The organism is Sulfurimonas sediminis, assembly GCF_014905115.1.
Classification (GTDB): domain Bacteria; phylum Campylobacterota; class Campylobacteria; order Campylobacterales; family Sulfurimonadaceae; genus Sulfurimonas; species Sulfurimonas sediminis.
The window spans coordinates 1,760,666-1,778,702 of record NZ_CP041235.1; the positions used below are offsets into that span (position 1 = coordinate 1,760,666).

18 protein-coding genes are annotated in these 18,037 nt (G+C 36.8%); 4 read left to right on the forward strand and 14 right to left on the reverse strand.

The annotated features are described in order from the left end of the window. Positions 1–51 precede the first annotated feature (51 nt). The 8 genes from FJR45_RS09475 to bioD form a co-directional block, all read right to left on the reverse strand. On the reverse strand, positions 52–1,242 hold the full coding sequence (locus FJR45_RS09475) for a type IV pilus twitching motility protein PilT (RefSeq protein WP_193150314.1): 1,191 nt from the start codon (positions 1,240–1,242) through the stop codon (positions 52–54). Further along, positions 1,239–2,222: a transaldolase gene (locus FJR45_RS09480; RefSeq protein WP_193150315.1), complete on the reverse strand. Its 984-nt coding sequence runs from the start codon at positions 2,220–2,222 to the stop codon at positions 1,239–1,241. The genes FJR45_RS09475 and FJR45_RS09480 overlap by 4 nt, the downstream gene beginning before the upstream one ends. A 259-nt stretch (positions 2,223–2,481) precedes the next feature. Then, positions 2,482–3,063 carry a transposase gene (locus FJR45_RS09485; RefSeq protein ID WP_347402233.1) on the reverse strand — a complete coding sequence of 194 codons (582 nt, stop codon included), beginning with the start codon at positions 3,061–3,063 and terminating at the stop codon, positions 2,482–2,484. Further along, on the reverse strand, positions 3,044–3,646 hold the full coding sequence (locus tag FJR45_RS09490; RefSeq protein ID WP_193149934.1) for an ISAs1 family transposase: 603 nt from the start codon (positions 3,644–3,646) through the stop codon (positions 3,044–3,046). The genes FJR45_RS09485 and FJR45_RS09490 overlap by 20 nt, the downstream gene beginning before the upstream one ends. Before the next feature lie 26 nt (positions 3,647–3,672). Further along, complete coding sequence (locus tag FJR45_RS09495) at positions 3,673–5,016, reverse strand: sensor histidine kinase (protein ID WP_226966420.1); 1,344 nt, start codon at positions 5,014–5,016, stop codon at positions 3,673–3,675. Further along, positions 5,013–5,951, reverse strand: a complete 939-nt coding sequence (locus FJR45_RS09500) for an aminodeoxychorismate synthase component I (protein WP_193150316.1) — start codon at positions 5,949–5,951, stop codon at positions 5,013–5,015. Before FJR45_RS09500 ends, FJR45_RS09495 begins: the two co-directional genes overlap by 4 nt. Beyond that, a complete protein-coding gene (locus FJR45_RS09505) occupies positions 5,948–6,817 on the reverse strand; it encodes an aspartate carbamoyltransferase catalytic subunit (RefSeq protein ID WP_193150317.1) in 870 nt (289 codons plus the stop codon). The genes FJR45_RS09500 and FJR45_RS09505 overlap by 4 nt, the downstream gene beginning before the upstream one ends. 21 nt (positions 6,818–6,838) lie before the next feature. Beyond that, entirely contained in the window at positions 6,839–7,486 is a 648-nt protein-coding gene (gene bioD, locus FJR45_RS09510) for a dethiobiotin synthase (RefSeq protein ID WP_193150318.1), read from the reverse strand. 138 nt (positions 7,487–7,624) lie between these two features. Between bioD and FJR45_RS09515 the strand changes: the two genes are divergently transcribed. Both FJR45_RS09515 and FJR45_RS09520 read left to right on the forward strand, forming a co-directional pair. Beyond that, positions 7,625–7,786, forward strand: a complete 162-nt coding sequence (locus tag FJR45_RS09515) for a hypothetical protein (protein ID WP_193150319.1) — start codon at positions 7,625–7,627, stop codon at positions 7,784–7,786. A gap of 1 nt (position 7,787) precedes the next feature. After that, on the forward strand, positions 7,788–8,516 hold the full coding sequence (locus FJR45_RS09520; RefSeq protein ID WP_193150320.1) for an EAL domain-containing protein: 729 nt from the start codon (positions 7,788–7,790) through the stop codon (positions 8,514–8,516). Positions 8,517–8,696: 180 nt separating this feature from the next. Here the strand turns inward: FJR45_RS09520 and ilvC are convergent, their stop codons facing one another. Next, positions 8,697–9,719, reverse strand: coding sequence for a ketol-acid reductoisomerase (ilvC, locus tag FJR45_RS09525; protein WP_193150321.1), 1,023 nt, complete (start codon positions 9,717–9,719; stop codon positions 8,697–8,699). Between the two features lie 156 nt (positions 9,720–9,875). Between ilvC and FJR45_RS09530 the strand changes: the two genes are divergently transcribed. Together FJR45_RS09530 and FJR45_RS09535 are read left to right on the forward strand one after the other, a co-directional pair. Beyond that, entirely contained in the window at positions 9,876–10,526 is a 651-nt protein-coding gene (locus tag FJR45_RS09530) for a hypothetical protein (RefSeq protein WP_193150322.1), read from the forward strand. Further along, positions 10,517–11,254 carry a hypothetical protein gene (locus tag FJR45_RS09535; protein ID WP_193150323.1) on the forward strand — a complete coding sequence of 246 codons (738 nt, stop codon included), beginning with the start codon at positions 10,517–10,519 and terminating at the stop codon, positions 11,252–11,254. Before FJR45_RS09530 ends, FJR45_RS09535 begins: the two co-directional genes overlap by 10 nt. On the opposite strand, the gene FJR45_RS09540 is transcribed toward FJR45_RS09535, so the two are convergent. From FJR45_RS09540 to yidC, 5 genes are all read right to left on the reverse strand, one after another. Beyond that, positions 11,238–13,739, reverse strand: coding sequence for a bifunctional diguanylate cyclase/phosphodiesterase (locus FJR45_RS09540; RefSeq protein WP_193150324.1), 2,502 nt, complete (start codon positions 13,737–13,739; stop codon positions 11,238–11,240). The two genes, FJR45_RS09535 and FJR45_RS09540, sit on opposite strands and share 17 nt — an antisense overlap. Before the next feature lie 76 nt (positions 13,740–13,815). Further along, complete coding sequence (ruvX, locus tag FJR45_RS09545; protein ID WP_193150325.1) at positions 13,816–14,211, reverse strand: Holliday junction resolvase RuvX; 396 nt, start codon at positions 14,209–14,211, stop codon at positions 13,816–13,818. A 2-nt stretch (positions 14,212–14,213) separates the two neighbouring features. Further along, positions 14,214–15,551: a tRNA uridine-5-carboxymethylaminomethyl(34) synthesis GTPase MnmE gene (gene mnmE, locus FJR45_RS09550; protein WP_193150326.1), complete on the reverse strand. Its 1,338-nt coding sequence runs from the start codon at positions 15,549–15,551 to the stop codon at positions 14,214–14,216. Positions 15,552–15,554: 3 nt separating this feature from the next. Beyond that, complete coding sequence (locus FJR45_RS09555) at positions 15,555–16,427, reverse strand: Jag N-terminal domain-containing protein (protein WP_193150327.1); 873 nt, start codon at positions 16,425–16,427, stop codon at positions 15,555–15,557. Further along, entirely contained in the window at positions 16,427–18,037 is a 1,611-nt protein-coding gene (gene yidC / locus FJR45_RS09560) for a membrane protein insertase YidC (RefSeq protein WP_193150328.1), read from the reverse strand. The genes FJR45_RS09555 and yidC overlap by 1 nt, the downstream gene beginning before the upstream one ends.

The window sequence follows — 18,037 nt, forward strand, 5'->3', positions numbered from 1 at the left end:
GTCCTTTGTCTTTTAAAATAGGCGCAATTATACAGTTTTATGGATTAAACTTTACTTTAAATCAAAAATATCATCATCGTCAGAAGATATTTCAACTTTTGGCAGTTCATTTTCTTCAGCCATATCTGCCATTGTTCCGCTTATAAGTCCGTTCATTTTCAGCTCTACATCAGAAGCACTCGTCGCATTGTTAAGCGCTTCTTCCTTGGAAATGACACCTTCATTGTAAAGATCCAGGATAGCCTGATCAAAACTTTGTGATTTGTAATGCTCTTTTCCTGCTTCAATTGCATCACGAATTTCGTAATCTCTGTTTTCCAAAATGAGTTTTTCAATTGTCGGAGTGCGTACTAATACTTCAAGAGCAGCACGACGCCCTTCATTAAGTGCAGGGATAAGCCTCTGGGATACGACTCCCTGCAAAACACCTGCAAGTGAAAGACGCACACGGTTTTGTTCCTCTGTCGGAAACTGCGCAATGATACGGTTAACAGTTTCTTTTGCATCAACAGTATGCAGTGTTGAAAAAACAAGGTGACCGGTGTCTGCCGCATGCAGTGCAAGGTTTATCGTCTCCTGATCCCGCATTTCCCCTACCAGAATAATATCAGGATCTTCACGAAGTGCTGCACGCAGAGCCGTTCCAAAAGAGAGTGTATCCTGTCCTACAGAACGCTGATTGATGATACAGTTTCTGTCCTTGTGTACAAATTCAATCGGATCTTCAATGGTAATGATGTGCTTTTTCTTCGTAAGATTAATCTCATTGATAAGTGCTGCAAGTGTTGTAGACTTACCGCTTCCGGTAACACCCGTCACAAGAACCAGGCCTCTTTCTCTTTGTGTAAAACTTTTGACAATATCCGGCAAATGAAGTTCTTCAAATGAAGGAATTTTGATAGGAATCACACGAAATACTGCCGATACTCCGTCCATCTGAAAAAATATATTGACACGGAAACGATTGTTTTCATCATAAGGATATACCAAATCGAGCTCTTTTTTTGCAACAAACTCAGCAAAACGCCCTTTTAAAAGTTCTTTTGCAAATATCAGAGCATCCTCTTTTGTTAAAATACCACCGGAAAACTGAACAATATTTCCATTAATCCTGGCCCGAATTACAGCATTGGCCTTTACATGTAAGTCACTGCCTCCTACCTCTATCATCTTTTTAAGGTGCAGGCGTATTTTTTTTAACTGCTCAAATGTTAACTTACTGACATCAACCTCTGTATTCATAATGCCTCCAATATCTCTTGGAATGCTTTTTTAAATGCTTCAAGACCATCATCTATTTGCTTTTGCAGCACTTCATCCATTTTAACGCCGGTATCTTCTATCTGTGTAAAATGTCTGTTAATGATTTTTTTATCAATCGGCAAAGCTGCTTTTTTAGAACCATTATGTGCATGGAAAGCTTTAATGGTATCTACAGGGGCTGTATTGACACTGTTATACGCCAACAGTTTTTCGATGTAATAATAAGGCGGCAGGGAGTCGTCTTTTACTCCGGTACTGGCAAAAAGAGCTCGGCATCCCTCTACATTCATACTCTGAATCTCTTCATAGATGACAGAAGTATTGTATATGCCAGTCAATCCTGTTTCTATACCGTTTTCTTTTAAGAGTGTATCAAGTGCCCGGTCGATTCTGCTGACAAAAATACTGATAACAGTAGGCACACTTTTGCCATATGTTTCACTCCCTTTTTCAAAAGCCTGTGCACAGTATATAGCCTGAGATTTTTTAAAAATCAATGTTGCATTGACAGGAATTCCCACAGATGTCAATACCTGCATCGCTTCATACCCAGCTTCTGTGGCAGGAACTTTTATCATAACATTTTCTCTGTTGATTGCCTTAAAAAGCCTTTTTCCCTCTGCAGCAGTTGCCTGTGCATCATCACACAAAAAAGGATCAACTTCTATACTGACATAGCCGTCATCCCCTTTCTCATACAAAGGTTTTAAAATATCTGCTGCTTTTCGTATGTCATATATTGCCACTGCTTCATATTTTTCTTTTGGAGAGAGCGCATCAAGTGATGCAAGTTGCTCTTTGTACGCAGGAGAACTTAAAATTGCATTCTTAAATATAGCCGGATTTGAAGTGGCTCCGTTGATTATTTTTTTGTCTATAAGTTCTTTAAACTCTTTGTCCAGGTAATCTCTTTCTATAAAATCAGCCCATAATGAAAACTTCAAATCTTCTATATACATTTTATCTCCGCTCTTTTGTAATTTTTTTCAAAAACACCTTCACTGCCCCATTAGGTTAAGAAAATTAATGCTTTCTCGGAACCGGTACTTCAGTGCCGGCTGAGAGTGGCAAGACTATTGCAATAGCCGGCACTGAAGTACCGGTTCCAGTAAATACTTAACCTAATGGCAGTGAAGGTGCCATTCATCTATTATAACCCAATCAATCTAAAATTAAGCTAGTTTCTTTGGTACTTTAAAATGAAAGCACCACAATCCTCTAAAAACTCAATTTTAATATTTGAGCGATAGAGTCATCCAAATCCCATCTATTGTTGATGAGTTGTTCTTGTATAGATTTTGCACCATTAAGGTGTAAAATATTCAAAATCATACTTCTAAGAATAGTCATTAAAAATGGATTTAAATGACAATTATGAGCATCTTCTAAAAGTGAATTATCTTTGTATTGATGCATGGTTTCCACTTTCCAATGGTGTAAAATTTTATTGTGAAAGAATTCTGCACTTTCATGAAAATTTGCAATACAGAATTGAATTCTAGTGCTATTAGTAATCTCGCCAGTTTTATGATTTGTTGACTCTACTTTTTTTATAACTTTTATTATTGAGCGAATATGAGTTATGCCATTATGATAAAAAGTAGTTGGTTGATATACAAACACCTTCCTATTAATCCATTCATTAGATTGTTGGACAGGTTTAGCCTTGTAAATATTTGTCGGTTTTATATCTCTTGAAATTTCATCTATTTTATCAAGTAAGGTTTTTTGATTATCTTTTACCTTGGCAATATATTTTGAACCACTATTTTCGATAGCATCAAGAGTTTTTTTGGGTATTCATTGCATCAAAAGTAAAGATAAATTCATCTCCCAATTCCCCTATCATAGCCTGAAGGGCAGGTATTTCATTCGACTTCTCTGCTATTTGTTGATGAGCAATTATTACCCCTATCTCAGATAAAACAGCACCAACTACTTCTATTGATCTCTTATCTTTGTATTTGCTGCCATTCATAACCTTGCCATCTACGCTCAGGTGCTTTCCTCTTGTATCGACATAGGTTCTTATCCATTTCCTAAAAACAACTTCAACTTCTTGGCTATCAACTTTCGCTAACACATCAGAAACCAAACTTTTCTTTGGTGTTAATATAAACTCTACACCTAATAATCTTTTAACTTGTTCTTTTTGAATATGCTTCTCTATCCAAATAGATATTTGCTTATAGTCAGTTGCTCCCATCAATCCAGCCAATACTGAAAGATATAAAATATGTTCTAGTCGGTGTCTTTTACCTTGAGGTTTCCGATAGTCTGTCACCTCTGAAAACAATTTTAAAAGTTGATTTGATTGGGCTTGATCTGCATACCCTCTTATAGAACGCTTTTTCGCTAATTTTTCTCTTGTTTTTGTTGCCATATGTAATCACTTTAGTTTTTTAGAGTTTAAGCAATTATTGTTCTTCTTTTAAATTCCTGTTTTTTTAGGATTGGGGTGAAATGAAATACAGTACTGTTTTTTTCACTCTTCACCTCAATTGTTGTATGAAACTGTTTTTGCATTATCATTTGTGACATGTAAAGGCCAAGTCCTGTACCATTCTTGCCTTTTGTGCTGAAATAAGGTTCAAAAATAGCATCAATATGCTCCTTTTTTATCCCTCCCGCATTATCTTCAATTTCTAACTGCAAAGCATCTCCCAGGTTTTGAACACGAATAATTATTTTCGGATCTTTGATCTCTCTTGCAATAAGTTCATCAACGGCGTTATTTAAAATATTCAGCAGTACCTGAATAAGTTCATTGGTATATGTATTGATAACTGCACTGTTTTTTTGCATATATACAATTTTTATATATGTTTCTTTGAGTCTCGGTTTAGTAAAATTAATCGCTTTTTGTATCAACTCGTTTATCTCTATGGTACTGATCTCTTTTTTTGGATGAAAATAGGTCTGAAAATCATCAATCGTGGCCGAGAGATAAGCAATAGTATTGTTGATATCTTCAAAAGTGGTTTCATACTCTTTTTCTCTGATCTCTTTTCTCAACAGACGTTTTACCTGTAAATTTGATATATTGAGAGTAACAGTTGAGAGTGGCTGACGCCATTGGTGGGCTATCATGCTTATCATCTCGCCCATAACCGCCTGCTTGGACTGCACAGACAATATTTTATCTTTTTTCGTCAGTTCATCCAGCTGCTTTTTCAGCATATTTTTCTGCTCAATGATTAAACTTGCCGCTTCATTCATACGCTTTTGATAAAAATAGATAATGATACTTACAAGAATAAGCACAAAAGAGATATACGTCACCTGAAACAGAGAATATGATACATGTACAAAAGGCTGTAGTGGTGCAATGAGCAAGAAAAACACCATTGCCGTAACCCAAAAAAACACATGTCTGTCATTTCCAAAATAGAGCAGAACAATAGGATAGGTAAAAATCCATATATGTTTTAATTCTTCAGGCTTGCTCATATAGACCAGGAGTAAAAACAGTATACTGTACTGCAGAGTCATCATAAAAGATATGACTTTAAAATACTTTTTATTGATACGTAAAGCCAACATGAGTGCAACAGCACTCAACAATAAAACAGTTTCTACAGGAATAAGTGTCGGTGTTGCTCTGAGAATATTTGCACTGATTCCAAAAATCAATCCGGCAAAGGAGAGTAAAAAAACAATATTCACCATTTGAAATTTATTTTTCAATTCACTTTCATCTTCTTTAAAATCCCAGCCACTGGTAAAAAAGTTGTCTAACAGTTTGTTTTTCATGGTAAATATATCTTATCCTGTAGTTCTTTATACTCACTTTGCACATCGCTGTCCAAAGTAATTCCACCACCGCTTTTATAAAGATACCCCTCGGCACTCTTTTGTATAAAACGTATCATCACACCGCTGTCCAGGCTGTTCCCGTCAAACACACCAAAAACTCCACTGAAAAATCCGCGGGCATACCCTTCAATATCTTCAATAATATTGACGGTACTTTTTTTGGGTGCACCGCTGATACTCCCTGCCGGAAGAAGTGTTTGTAATATTGTACCGAGTTCTTCCTGCCAGTTTACATGTAAAGAACCGCTTATATGGGAGCTTATCTGTAAAAGTTTCTTCTCCCCGGCTTCTATGGTCTGTATATAACGAAATCTCTCTACTCTAACATCAGAAGCGACCATGGAAAGATCATTTCTGAGTAAATCCACTATCATAATATGCTCAGCCATCTCTTTTTCATCGGCTAATATTTTTTTCTCGGCATTGACTTTGGCAGCGTCAATAGTGCCTTTCATCGGAAAGGTATGAATCGTATTGTCGACAATCTGTATAAATTTTTCAGGAGAAAAGCAGAGAAATTCATCTTTATAACGCAGTTTATAATGCGCATTTGCCATCTTGAACATCTCTTTTAAAGTAAGATCTGTTTTTACAGGTGTCTGTTGGGTTAGGTTGAGGATATAGGTCTCGCCTGATTTAATCTTTTCAATAACAGCATCAAATTTTTTTTTATACTCTGAAAACTTTATGGGATCAGCTTCAAGGGTATGCAAATGTTTTTTGAAACTGTACTTTTCGTTAATACAAAATTCTATATCTTCTTTTTCCAGATCTTCAAGAAGAACTACCTCAACATTTTCCCCTTTGAAGTCGCTTATAAACAAAAACGGCTTTTTCTGTTTTGCCAAAACATTTATTTTCTCAAAACTCATGCAATCAGTTTTTTGAGTATAGCCATTCGTATATTAACCCCGTTACTCACCTGCTCCAAGACCTTGCAACGCTTGTCTTCAAGCATTGCATCACTGATATCGATATTTCGATGAACCGGCCCAGGGTGCAGGAGTATAATATCTCTGTCACCGACCAACTCTTCTGTAATACAAAAATCACTTGCATAATCTTTGAGTGAGGCATAACTTTGCGAGGAGTGTCTCTCTGTCTGTGTACGCAGACTCATAACAGCATCAACCTCATCAATAATTTCCTGCAGATAATGTGTCGTTCTCAACTGTGTTTTTGGTAAAAAATGCGGCGGTGCCACCAAAATCACCTCCATTCCAAAACGTGTTAGGAGTTCTATGTTTGAATTGGCTACGCGGGAGTTTTTAATATCTCCGACAATCGCGATTTTTTTTCCTTCAAGTGAACCAAAATGCTCCATCAGTGTATACAAATCCAAAAACGCCTGAGAAGGATGTGCATGGGCGCCGTCACCGGCATTGACAATGCTTGCCTTGGTATGCTTTGAAAGGATCTGGGGCACACCCGCATTTTCATGACGGACTATGATGGCATGCGGTCCCATAGCATCAAGATTCATTGCAGTATCTACAAGTGTCTCCCCTTTTTTTGTAGAACTTTTTGCAACATCAAGATGCACTATTTCAGCACCGAGTCTTTTTGCGGCTATTTCAAACGAACTTTTTGTTCGTGTCGAATTTTCAAAAAAAAGTGTAATAATAATTTTATCTTCTAAAATTCTTTCAAAACGGCCGTCACTGAATTTTTTTGCATCTGCCAACAACTCTTGTATCTCTTCTTTTGTAAAATCATCAGTGCGTATTAAATGCTGCATTTTTATCCTAAATCATATAATTTACAAATTATACAAGAGTTGGCTTATAGTGTCAATATCCTCTTGAATTTTCAACACACCAAATCCGCTTTTGTCAAAATAAGGCCGACTGATTTTATCAAAACCGGCCTCTTGATCCCTGCAGTTAAATCCAACGACATGCGCAATATTTTTATCTTCCAAAGCTTTTTTACTCAGCAGGGTATCATTTATGCAGCCCAAAGAGCAGTGTGTTACCAGGAGTGCGGGTGCTTCAAACTCTGCTATCAGGTCAATAATCATATATTTTTCATCCACAGGCACATACAGTCCGCCCGCCCCCTCAATTATTAATACATCACACAGTTTTTCAAGTTTTTGTACAGTTACATGTAATCTGCTCATATCAAGTGCCGTACCGCCTGATGCGACAAAAGGAGCAGCCGGAAGCTCATAAGATACAGGCACTATATCTTCTACATGTAAACCCAAAAATTCAGGATTCAATTCCTGCACTGTTTTTAACAATTCACTGCCATCAGGGTAAAAGCCATCAACAACACCCGTTTCTATCGGCTTCATCACACCAACACGCAAACCGCGTGAAGCAAATGACTCCAATAATAGTTTTGTAGTGTATGTTTTGCCTATATCGGTATTGGTGGCTGTCACAAAAATACGTTTTGCCAAATGTATCTCCTTTTTTCAAATTATATCATAGAAAACAAAACTCTATATTGATAACAACTATCAATATTAATATATATTTAAGAAAAAGCATGCTACAATTTCAAAAATTGATACTTATTATCATTAAAAAGGTTTCTTATGTCAGATACAATACTAAAATCAAAAATACAGGCCCTGCTGCATCAATCTGCTTATGACAAAAGTGTTAAACTCATTTGTCCTATTGTTAAAATACTTTCCATGAGATATCCATATCTTTCAAAAAATAAAATTTATACACTCACAAAGTCTCTTGTATAACATGAAGATAAAAGAATATATAGGTTCTATTATAGCAAATGAAAGGTATGGTGTCTGTTATGAGCCGATAATAGAGCTAAAAAATATGGAAATATTTGCTTATGAGGCATTAAGCCGATTTAAATACGGAAATACTATTATATCTCCCTGTGAATTTTTTAAGAGTATTCATCAAAATATTGAACTTTTTTTTTATGTTGAAACAGTTTTGAAAAAATTTCAGTTGCACCATCAACCTCTTGGGAAAAAACTGTTTTTAAATCTGGACCCTGATGTTGCAATCAGTGATCATCATGTTGCATTTTGGATTGATTTTTTTCAAAATACCAACAATATTGTTGTGGAAATTATTGAAAATTCTGACGAAGAAAATGCTCAGGATGTTGAAAATTTTATGGACTGGATGAATGAATATGAAATATCCTATGCCTATGATGACTTTGCCAAACCAAACAGTATATATTTTACCTCTCTGTTATGCAGAGCGGATGTTATTAAACTGGATATAGACGTTTTAAAGAGAATCAAACAGCATCCCGCATATATAGAAGTGATGAAAGGTGTTGTCAACTATGCAAAAATTTCATCCAAAAAAACGATTTTGGAAGGTATTGAAAACAACAACGATTTAAAAATAGCACAGGAGATGGGTGTTGACTATATACAGGGATATCTTTTTAAAGAGAAGTTTATAAATATTTGGAAAAATGACGAAAACAGCTGTAAATAATTAGAACTTCACCCAAAGAGAAGATTTAAAAGTTTTCACTGAATAGAGTCTTAAAAAACTCTCATAAAAACTAAAGATTTTTGTTTAATGTGCTTTAGATTTGAATGTTTTTGTAAAAGAGTCTACTGAAGTAGCTGACTGCACAAATCATTCAAAGATGAAGTGCAGTAAGCAAAAAGATTAGTTTTTATCTTGGTCTACTATTTTGTTGGCTGATATCCACGGCATCATTTCGCGTAGTTTCACACCAGTCTGCTCGATCAATGAAGCACGGGCATTACTTCTTTCGGCATTCATACGAGGGTATCCTGCCTGACCTTCAAGTATAAAGTCTTTTGCAAATCTACCGTCTTGAATCTCTTTAAGAATCTCTTTCATTGCTTCTTTTGACTCTTTATTGATAACACGCTTACCAGAAACATAGTCACCATACTCAGCAGTGTTAGAGATAGAGTATCTCATATCGGCAATGCCACCCTCAAACATCAAGTCAACGATGAGTTTGAGTTCATGAAGACACTCAAAGTAAGCCATTTCAGGAGCATATCCGGCTTCTGTCAATGTTTCAAAACCGGCTTGCACCAAAGAAGTCACACCACCGCAAAGAACAGCCTGCTCTCCGAAAAGGTCAGTTTCTGTTTCGTCTTTGAAAGTTGTCTCGATGATAGCAGTACGCCCGCCACCGATTGCAGATGCATAAGAGAGTGCCAACTCTTTTGTAGTCCCTGAAGGATCATTCTCAATAGCAATAAGATCCGGAATACCACCGCCACGTACAAATTCTGAACGTACAGTATGTCCCGGAGCTTTTGGTGCAATCATCGTAACATTGATATCTCGTGCAGGAATAATACTCTTATAGTGAATGTTAAAACCATGACCAAAAGCAATCGTATCGCCCGCTTTGAGGTTTGGCTCGATCTCTTCTTTGTAAATTCTTGCCTGATCTTCATCCGGAAGAAGGATCATAACAACATCTGCTTTTGCAGTAGCTTCAGCAACTGTTAAGACCTCAAATCCTTTTGCTTCGGCTTTTGCCCAGCTAGCGCCGCCTTTACGAAGACCAACAACAACATCTACACCGCTGTCTCTTAGGTTTTCAGCGTGTGCGTGTCCCTGAGAACCAAATCCTATCATTGCAACTTTTTTGCTTCTGATTATATTAATATCACAATCTTTATCATAGTAAACATTTAATGCCATTACATTTCCTTGAGCTTCATGGGGTTATCCCTTGAAAAATTTGTCGCATTATACTCTATAAATAGTAAAACTTTTATTATACTAAACTTATAACTTCTGTTAAATTATCTGAGTTAATCTCATACTCTGTATAATATGAAAAAATTTGGAGAAAAAATGAAAAAATTCAACCTTTTTAATGAGATTATTACAGTTGACAAAACGGAACTCCTACAAGCAATAAATTCTGCTAAAGAGTATGGCATCAATATAAGAGGAGCAATCAAATATGCGCCTTTTGACGAAAAAGAGATTCTTATTTATCAAGGAAAATACACACCACAGCCTGCAAACGCCCTTGTCAAAGCACAAGCACCAACACTTGCAGAGATATTTGGAAGAAATTATCAAATTATAGAAAATAAAAACAAAGTTCTTATTAAGGCATTTTCCAATTGGCAGGAGTTGATTAGAGTTAATACACCCCGTGCCTCTTATGATGATACCACAGGCGACGGTGTTGACAAGTTTGCTGATGAAGCACTTGAAGAGATAGGCTGGAATGCAACAGAATTTGACATAAACTACAGAACGCTTGTTGATGTCCTTGAAAAAGAGTGTGAGGGAACACTGCTGTGTATAGAGCAGGAAGATCCGTATAAATTTAGCGGACTGGGTTTTTTGGATGATGACACACATGCAAAAGAAGTGCTTTTTTCCTACTGTCAAAATGAGATTAAAAAATTAATGCGCGAAGATCCTTTATACACAACAGAAAAACTTACTGACGATGAAAAAGAAGCAGCTGAGTATTTCAAATGTCTTTAAACAAACAAAAGATTACTATAGAGTATAAATACAGAGGATCGATAGAGTTCCCCGATACTCCTGAAGCAAAAGATATTTTTTTTAAAACAAAGCAGGCCTATGCAAATCATGAAAAGATGAGTATAAACCTTCTGTTTTGTGATGCAAAGCTGGCAAAACTAAAAAAGTATCAAAAAGGCGGCGCAGAAAAAGAGCTGCTGAACCTGGATTTTTATATACACCTGGGGGAAATTCTGGGTTTTTTCACAAATGACGCCCAACAGTTAAAAAAGCGTATTCAAATTATCAACGATACGGCACATTCAAGTTTCAATATTACAAAAAGGCTCAAACTTATCAACAAAAAACAAAAATCACAGGCCGAACAAAGTTATCTTTTTTGGGATATAGAAAACTTTTCAAGTATTGCCTCGATTTTCAATGATATTATCGAGCCTTACAAAATTTCTGATACCAATGTTTTTTTAGCAGCAAACCCTGATTCCCTCTATCTTAAAAGAGCAGAGTGGGAGGCAAATTTATACGATTACGGCAAAACACTCAACTCATTTAATTTTATAAAGTGTGATCATGGAAAAAATGTGGCAGATGATGTTTTACTGCAGAATTTTCAAGATGCCGGATTAAGAAATACAAATGTCTTTATTTTGACTTTTGACAGAGAACTAAAAGAACGTTTCAGCGAAATAGCCCATCCAAGCAATAATCTTTTCATAATGGCTCAATAAGCTTTTCCTGTGGTTCACCAAGGTAGTACCCCTGCGCATACTCTATACCGATTTCTCTGACAACATCCAACACCTCGGCAGAGTGCACAAACTCTGCTATGACTTTTTTCCCAAGTTTTTTTGCAAATACAACAATTGTTTCGACAATCAATCGCGAATTTTGATCCTGATGGATATTTTTAATCAGTGAACCGTCTATTTTCATATAATCACATGAAATATTTGTCATGTATTGAAAATTGGCAAATCCGCTTCCAAAATCATCAATGGCAATGGATGCGCCTGATGCATAGACTTCTTTTGTAAAATCGTTTACGATATTTTCGTTCGTATACTCCTGTGTTTCCAGAATTTCTATTGTTAACTGCTTTGCTATATCATACTCTTTGATTTTTTCAAAAAGAAAATTTCGCATTTTTTCGCTGAATATGTCACTGAAAGAGAGGTTGATGCTAAAGTCCAAACCGTTGCCGGCAAAAAAAGAAAATGTTTTTTCTATCATAATTTCGGTTATTCGAGGATAGAGTCGTATTTTTTCACTGATTTCAAGGAAAAAATAGGGAGAAAGAATTTTTCCGTCAGCTTTTCTCAGACGCACAAGTGCTTCATATTTTTCAATTTTTCCTGTTGCTATATTAAAAATAGGCTGATAGTACGGAATAATGTCATCATTCTCTATCGCTCTTTTAATCTCATTTGCCATTTGCAGATTTGACTCATATTTTTTTGCAAGTTCTAAAGATTTATTGAAAATCAGATAGGGTTTATGTGCTTTTTTTGCAGCTTTGAGCACCATATCGGCATTGGCAAGACCCGTTTTTTTCTCATTGATATATGCTGCAGAAACAGTCACCGAGACATGAATAACCTGATCTTTTACCAAAAACTCTTTTTTTTCTATAGTGCTTATAAGCTGTTGAATTGTATTTTCTATAACGCTGTAGGTTTGCTCCTGATTTGAAATAATCGCAAATTCATCCGAAGGCAACTTAAACAACTCCATTCCTGCATTTTGGGTAAATTCATGTAAATACTGCGACATTTTTACCAATACAGCGTCGCCTACAGCATGCCCGTAAAAATCATTTATAGTAGTAAAATCATCAATATTTACCAAAAAAACTGTTTCACCCACACACTCATCTATCCTGTGAAGCAGACTCAATCTGTTTGGCATCTCTGTCAATTTGTCAAAATATGCCTGTTTGTAGATAAACTCCGCACTTCTTTGCACTCTTTTTTCAAGTTCGGCATTTAACTCAGCCAACTCCTGTGATACGCTGTTTGCCAGGTTTGCAAGGGCATATTCTGTACTCACTGCAAAATCTTTTTTGTGTATAACACTTTTTCTGTGGACACTCTCAAGTGTTTTATTGCTTTCGCTGAGACCAAGCAGCGTAATGGATTCATTAAGCAAATCACTTTTTTGATTAGAAAAAAATTCTCCATAGGTAAAAAAACCACTTATGCCACCAAGCGTAGAGAGCCCTTCTAATTCATACTCTATATATTTTTCCATAAAACGTCTTCTTGCCATACAGGAGTAAATAAATACAGCTTCGGGCTGGAATTGAAGTCTGTCAAATATTTTATCCAGCTGATATTCACCGCTTTTTAGCAGATTGTCAACATTGCCTACACCAAAACGGACCTTCTCACCCTCTTGCAGATTGCCGGCAAAGGTTAATGAACCGTCTTCATGTTTAAAGAGTACTGCCCTGCCTATGTTCACCCCGTCTTTTTCAAATATAAGTGGAAATTCTATACCGATTTGAGGAAGGTTTTGAGCCAGTTCTTTGCCCATATATTTTGCATACATATCTACGGCACTTATACCGTCTATCTCATATACTCTGTTTTTTACCGCTTTTGTAATTGTAAGCTTCTTGCCTATAGGTGTCCAGTCAAAACTGTAGTGGGTAAAAACATTCAATACATCAGAATTCAAAGTAACACCGACTGCTCCATTCTCGGTAATATGAGTATTGTTAAATACAAAAGTTTTTTTGAGTTCTCCGTTGTCACCGGCCAACCCGCCTGAAACCACGATGTCTGGATTAATACTGTTGATGCCTTTTAAAAACTCTTCCCCGTTTGTGTGGAGTCCGTCAGCAAAACTGATGAGTGCTTTTGTATTGGGGCGAAGAATTTTTCTTAATAATTTTTTACCGCAGATATAGCTCATTTGTGTAGAATCGGTATGTTCTACAATGGTAGAGTGCAACTCTGTCTTTTCAAATTTTGTAAAGGTTGCGACATGCTTTGATGCAATGTAAATATCTGTATTGTGCAAGGCACCGTCTGTTGTTGTCCCGATAATTGTAGCCTGGGGATAAGTTGCTGTAAAATAGTTTTGTATCTCTTTTATCTCTTGAAGATTATTATCTGCACAAAATATCTGTATAAGTGTTTGGGAGTCTGAAGCAAAAGGCTTCATTTTTTTTAATTCTGATATATTTTTAAAAGTTATAGTTTTATTTATCATTCTTATATTTTAGTGAACTGAAGCTTTAATATCATTGATACCATAGCAAAGCAGTAGGAATATTGCTGTTTCAGGCTTACTTTGTGTTAAGTTGTAAAAATCTTTGTAAAATAATCATTGCTGAAAGAGAGTCCACCCGACCATCACGAATATATTTTATTTTACCTTTCATCATTTGCTCCGCTTCAAGTGAGCTGCCGGCTTCATCCTGATAAAAGATTTCTCCCTCAAAATCAACCAGATTCATAAAATGCTCAATCCGTCTGCGCATCTCATCTTCACTGCTTCCGCCAAGAGGAATGCCTATGACAACCGCATCAACTTCCCACTCTTTTATGGCTTTTTTCACTTCTAAAGAAGCCTGGTTGCGGTTTTTTCTTATAATGGCGGGAAGAGGCGTAACGATCTCTTTATGTGCTGAATATGCCAACCCGATACGTTTGAGCCCCAAATCTATTGCAATATATTTCAAAACTATTTTCCAAGACAAAAAGAGCCGAACATTTTATCAAGCATTTCATCATTTTCAAACGGACGGGTAATGCCTGCCATTGCTTTTACAGCTTCATTGAGATGAAAAGAAAATATTTCCAATTCCTGATCTTTGAGCGGTTCAAAAGCCTCTTGTATATTTTGCATTGTCGTTTCAACTGCAGAAATTTGACGCTCAGAGATAAGCATAATCTCATCACTTACATTGTTTCTGTCCATAATTTCTTCAAGTTTTTTGACCAAAGCCGTCACATCACTCTTGGAATTCAGTGCCAAATCAAAAGTCAAACCCGGCAAGTCAAATTTTTCTTCCAGATCTATTTTATTTTTAACAACAAGTATCTCTTTTTTTTCTTTGTTTGACGCAATAAGTTTTACTATCTCTTTGTCCTGTGCATCTGCAACGCGCGAAGCATCAAACAAAGCTATAACAATATCACTTTCATGAATTGCCTCAAGACTACGCTGTATTCCGATACGCTCTATTTCATCGTTTGATTCACGTATACCGGCAGTATCTACAATGCGTATAAGATGTGTGCCTATTCTGACCTGCTCTTCGATTGTGTCACGCGTTGTACCAGCTATATCACTGACTATCGCACGATTGTAATTGAGCAGGGCATTTAAAAGTGAACTTTTTCCGACATTTGGCTTGCCTATAATAGCCACCTTAAATCCTTGCATCAATCCCTCTCTTGACTTTGAAGCTATAAGGGTTTTTTCGAGCAGTGCATAGAGTTGCTTAAGTTTTGACTCTATCTGTACTACCAAATCCTGAGGCAAATCTTCTTCTGCATAATCTATAGTAACCTCACTGTATGCCAGTATATGGATAATCTCATCTCTGACCTGTTCTATAAATTCTTTCAAAGAACCTTTCATCTGAGAAGCAAGAATTTTTGCCGCGTCTTCACTTTTGGCCTCTATAAGCTGTGCTATGGCTTCTGCTTCACTCAAGTCAATTCTTCCGTTTAGAAAAGCCCGTTTTGAAAATTCACCGGCATTGGCAAGACGAGCTCCTGCTTTGAGTGCTGCTCTGAGAATACTCTGTGCAACTATAAAACCACCGTGACACTGAATCTCTACAACATCTTCAGCAGTAAAAGAGTATGGTCCCTGAAAGTAAATAACTATCGCTTCATCAATAAGCTCATTTTCGTTATTGTAAATATTTGTGAGTGTGGCATATCTGGGGGTGAAATTTTCTTTACATGTAAGCTGTTTTGCTATACTCAGAGCTTTTTCACCACTCAGACGAATAATAGCGATAGAGCCTATGCCATTGGCTGTTGCAATGGCAGCTATAGTCTCATTCATGGTCTAGTTGTTGTGGTAGTCATTAATGATTATGTATTTCAGACCGTCTTTTGTGGAACGGATGACTACGTATTTGTCCGGATAGCGTTCACGCAACTCTTTGAGTGCAATTTGTACCAGCACACCGTCAAGTATTTTTGTCTGTGCCCGTCCGTCTCTGTCAATATTTTCATAAACATTCGTTAAGTATCTGCCAACTGATTCTTCCTGGTTTTTTAAAAACTCTGCTATCTCAAGACGTATCTGCAAACCATATTTTGTATTAATCCAATTAAACAGCATATAAGAGAGTGCCTTGTACCTGTAACCCTCTTTCCCTATAAGAAGCGCGGCATCTTCACCCTTAAACTCAATCAAAAGTGTTTCTTTGTCATAGGCGGAAACTTCAATTTTTTCTATATCAAAACAGATAAGAGCAAAGAGTTGGTTAATATCTTTTTCAATCTCTGTAACAATTGTTTCTATGTTTGGTGTCTCACTCACTTCTTCTATTGCTATGTCATCATATTCATCATCATAGTCTGCCGTATATGCAAGCCCACTCGCCAGATCTTCTTCAAGTTCATCTTCATCCTGATCACTCACAAACGACGCGGGCATAATTGTATCGTTGAGCATTGTATGCTGCTGTATATCATCATTTTTATCTGGCAAAATCTCCTGAGCCTTTTGAGAAGTCTTTTGTGGTTCTTTTTCTTCTTTGGAAATCTCATTTTTTATCGTCGCAACAATTATGGCTTTCTTTTTAAAAAAGCCTAAAAAGCCACTGCTTGGAGCCTGTACAACTTCAACAGCCAACTGCGTCACAGAGCAGTCCAGCGCAGTAGCGGCATCTTTGAATGCACCTTCCAGGGTTACTGCCTCAATCTTAATCATTATTTTTTCTCACTGCTTTTTTCAATTGCCGCTTTTGCATCTTTGGCATTTTTGAACTGCTGATTTACAATATACTGCTGTGCAATTGAGAACAGGTTGTTTGTAAACCAGTACAGCACCAGTCCCGAAGGAAAAGTTACAAAGAAAAATGTAAATATGACAGGAAGATATTTAAATACTTTTTCCTGCATAGGGTCTGTAAAGTTGTTTGGTGTCATTCGTTGCTGTAAAAACATAGACGCACCCATTAAAATCGGCAGCACATAGTACGGATCCATACGGGAGAGATCGTTAATCCACAGAATCCATGGCGCACCCTGTAACTCAACAGCATTCAAAAGTGTTCTGTAGAGCGCGAAAAACACAGGAATCTGCAATATCATAGGAAGACATCCGCCCAATGGATTGGCACCGTGTTTCTTGTACATTTCCATCGTAGCCGCATTGAGACGCTGCGGATCTTTTTTGTATTTTTCTTTGAGCTCTTTGAGTTTCGGTGCCAGTTCTTTCATTTTTTGCATAGAAACCATACCTTTGTATGTCAAAGGATAGAGTACAATTCTGATAATAGCCGTCAATGCAATAATAGCCCATCCCCAGTTGCCAAAAATTCCGTGCAGCCATGAAAGCAGTGCAAAAAGAGGTTTGGCAGCAAAAGTAAACCAGCCATACTCTATAGCATTTGTCAGCATCGGATCAATTGATTTGAGGACTTTATGCTCTTTAGGCCCTATGTATCCATGAATATTTTCATCTTTGTCTGCTTCAAAGTAGACAACAGGATTATCATCTTTTCCGCGTTCAACAATTACATTGGTCTCTTTTTTAAATCCATAGAGTATAATCGCAGTGTACTGGTCAAACGCAGAGGCAAGTTTCACACCCTGAAATACTTTTCTGCCCTCGGCATCACCGTCTTCGATAATATGCACCACATCATCATCTGTATATATCAGTGCTCCGGCAACTGCCATAAGTTTTTTAGAAACCTGCGGTCTGTCTCCGAGATAAACATAATGTCTGATATCCTTCGATGTAGATATTTTTGCATCATAATGCCCATCTGCATAAAATGTCAATACTTTGGTAACAGTAAGATTTGACAACTTTTGTGTCAGCGTAACAGTAACCGGCTTATTAGACAGTTCCACACTGCTTACATTTGCACTGTATGCCACTTTTGTAGCTTCATCATTAAGAGCATCATCACTGAAACGGATATAGAGCGGTTTTGTTCCAAATTCCGGAATAACCTGTGCGTGAAGATTGTCATCATTTCTGAATTTCTCTTCAAGCAACTCTTTTGAAGATATACGTCCGAGCGTATCAATCTTTAAAATAAAATTTTTGTTTGTAATTGTAACAATAGTATTTGAGGTACCGTTGTTGACTTTTTCCTGCTGAGAAACAGCATGTCCCGAAGCCTCTTCTACGCGTGATGCAACATCTTTGTTCTGTGTATCTGTTAAAGATGCAGCATTCTCTGTTTTAGCATTTTCTGCTACCTTTTGTTCTTTTGGCGGAAATATCGCAGTATAGCCTACGAAAAAAATTATTGACAATAGTACGGCGACTATCAGTCTTTGGTTTGGTGACATTTTGTCTAACAC

What these genes read in the sequence shown, in the direction of transcription:
- FJR45_RS09475 (WP_193150314.1), bottom strand. Translation starts at nt 1,242, where the DNA reads ATGAATACAGAGGTTGATGTCAGTAAGTTAACATTTGAGCAGTTAAAA.
- FJR45_RS09480 (WP_193150315.1), bottom strand. Translation starts at nt 2,222, where the DNA reads ATGTATATAGAAGATTTGAAGTTTTCATTATGGGCTGATTTTATAGAA.
- FJR45_RS09490 (WP_193149934.1), bottom strand. Translation starts at nt 3,646, where the DNA reads ATGGCAACAAAAACAAGAGAAAAATTAGCGAAAAAGCGTTCTATAAGA.
- FJR45_RS09495 (WP_226966420.1), bottom strand. Translation starts at nt 5,016, where the DNA reads ATGAAAAACAAACTGTTAGACAACTTTTTTACCAGTGGCTGGGATTTT.
- FJR45_RS09500 (WP_193150316.1), bottom strand. Translation starts at nt 5,951, where the DNA reads ATGAGTTTTGAGAAAATAAATGTTTTGGCAAAACAGAAAAAGCCGTTT.
- FJR45_RS09505 (WP_193150317.1), bottom strand. Translation starts at nt 6,817, where the DNA reads ATGCAGCATTTAATACGCACTGATGATTTTACAAAAGAAGAGATACAA.
- FJR45_RS09515 (WP_193150319.1), top strand. Translation starts at nt 7,625, where the DNA reads ATGTCAGATACAATACTAAAATCAAAAATACAGGCCCTGCTGCATCAA.
- FJR45_RS09520 (WP_193150320.1), top strand. Translation starts at nt 7,788, where the DNA reads ATGAAGATAAAAGAATATATAGGTTCTATTATAGCAAATGAAAGGTAT.
- ilvC (WP_193150321.1), bottom strand. Translation starts at nt 9,719, where the DNA reads ATGGCATTAAATGTTTACTATGATAAAGATTGTGATATTAATATAATC.
- FJR45_RS09530 (WP_193150322.1), top strand. Translation starts at nt 9,876, where the DNA reads ATGAAAAAATTCAACCTTTTTAATGAGATTATTACAGTTGACAAAACG.
- FJR45_RS09535 (WP_193150323.1), top strand. Translation starts at nt 10,517, where the DNA reads ATGTCTTTAAACAAACAAAAGATTACTATAGAGTATAAATACAGAGGA.
- FJR45_RS09540 (WP_193150324.1), bottom strand. Translation starts at nt 13,739, where the DNA reads ATGATAAATAAAACTATAACTTTTAAAAATATATCAGAATTAAAAAAA.
- mnmE (WP_193150326.1), bottom strand. Translation starts at nt 15,551, where the DNA reads ATGAATGAGACTATAGCTGCCATTGCAACAGCCAATGGCATAGGCTCT.
- FJR45_RS09555 (WP_193150327.1), bottom strand. Translation starts at nt 16,427, where the DNA reads ATGATTAAGATTGAGGCAGTAACCCTGGAAGGTGCATTCAAAGATGCC.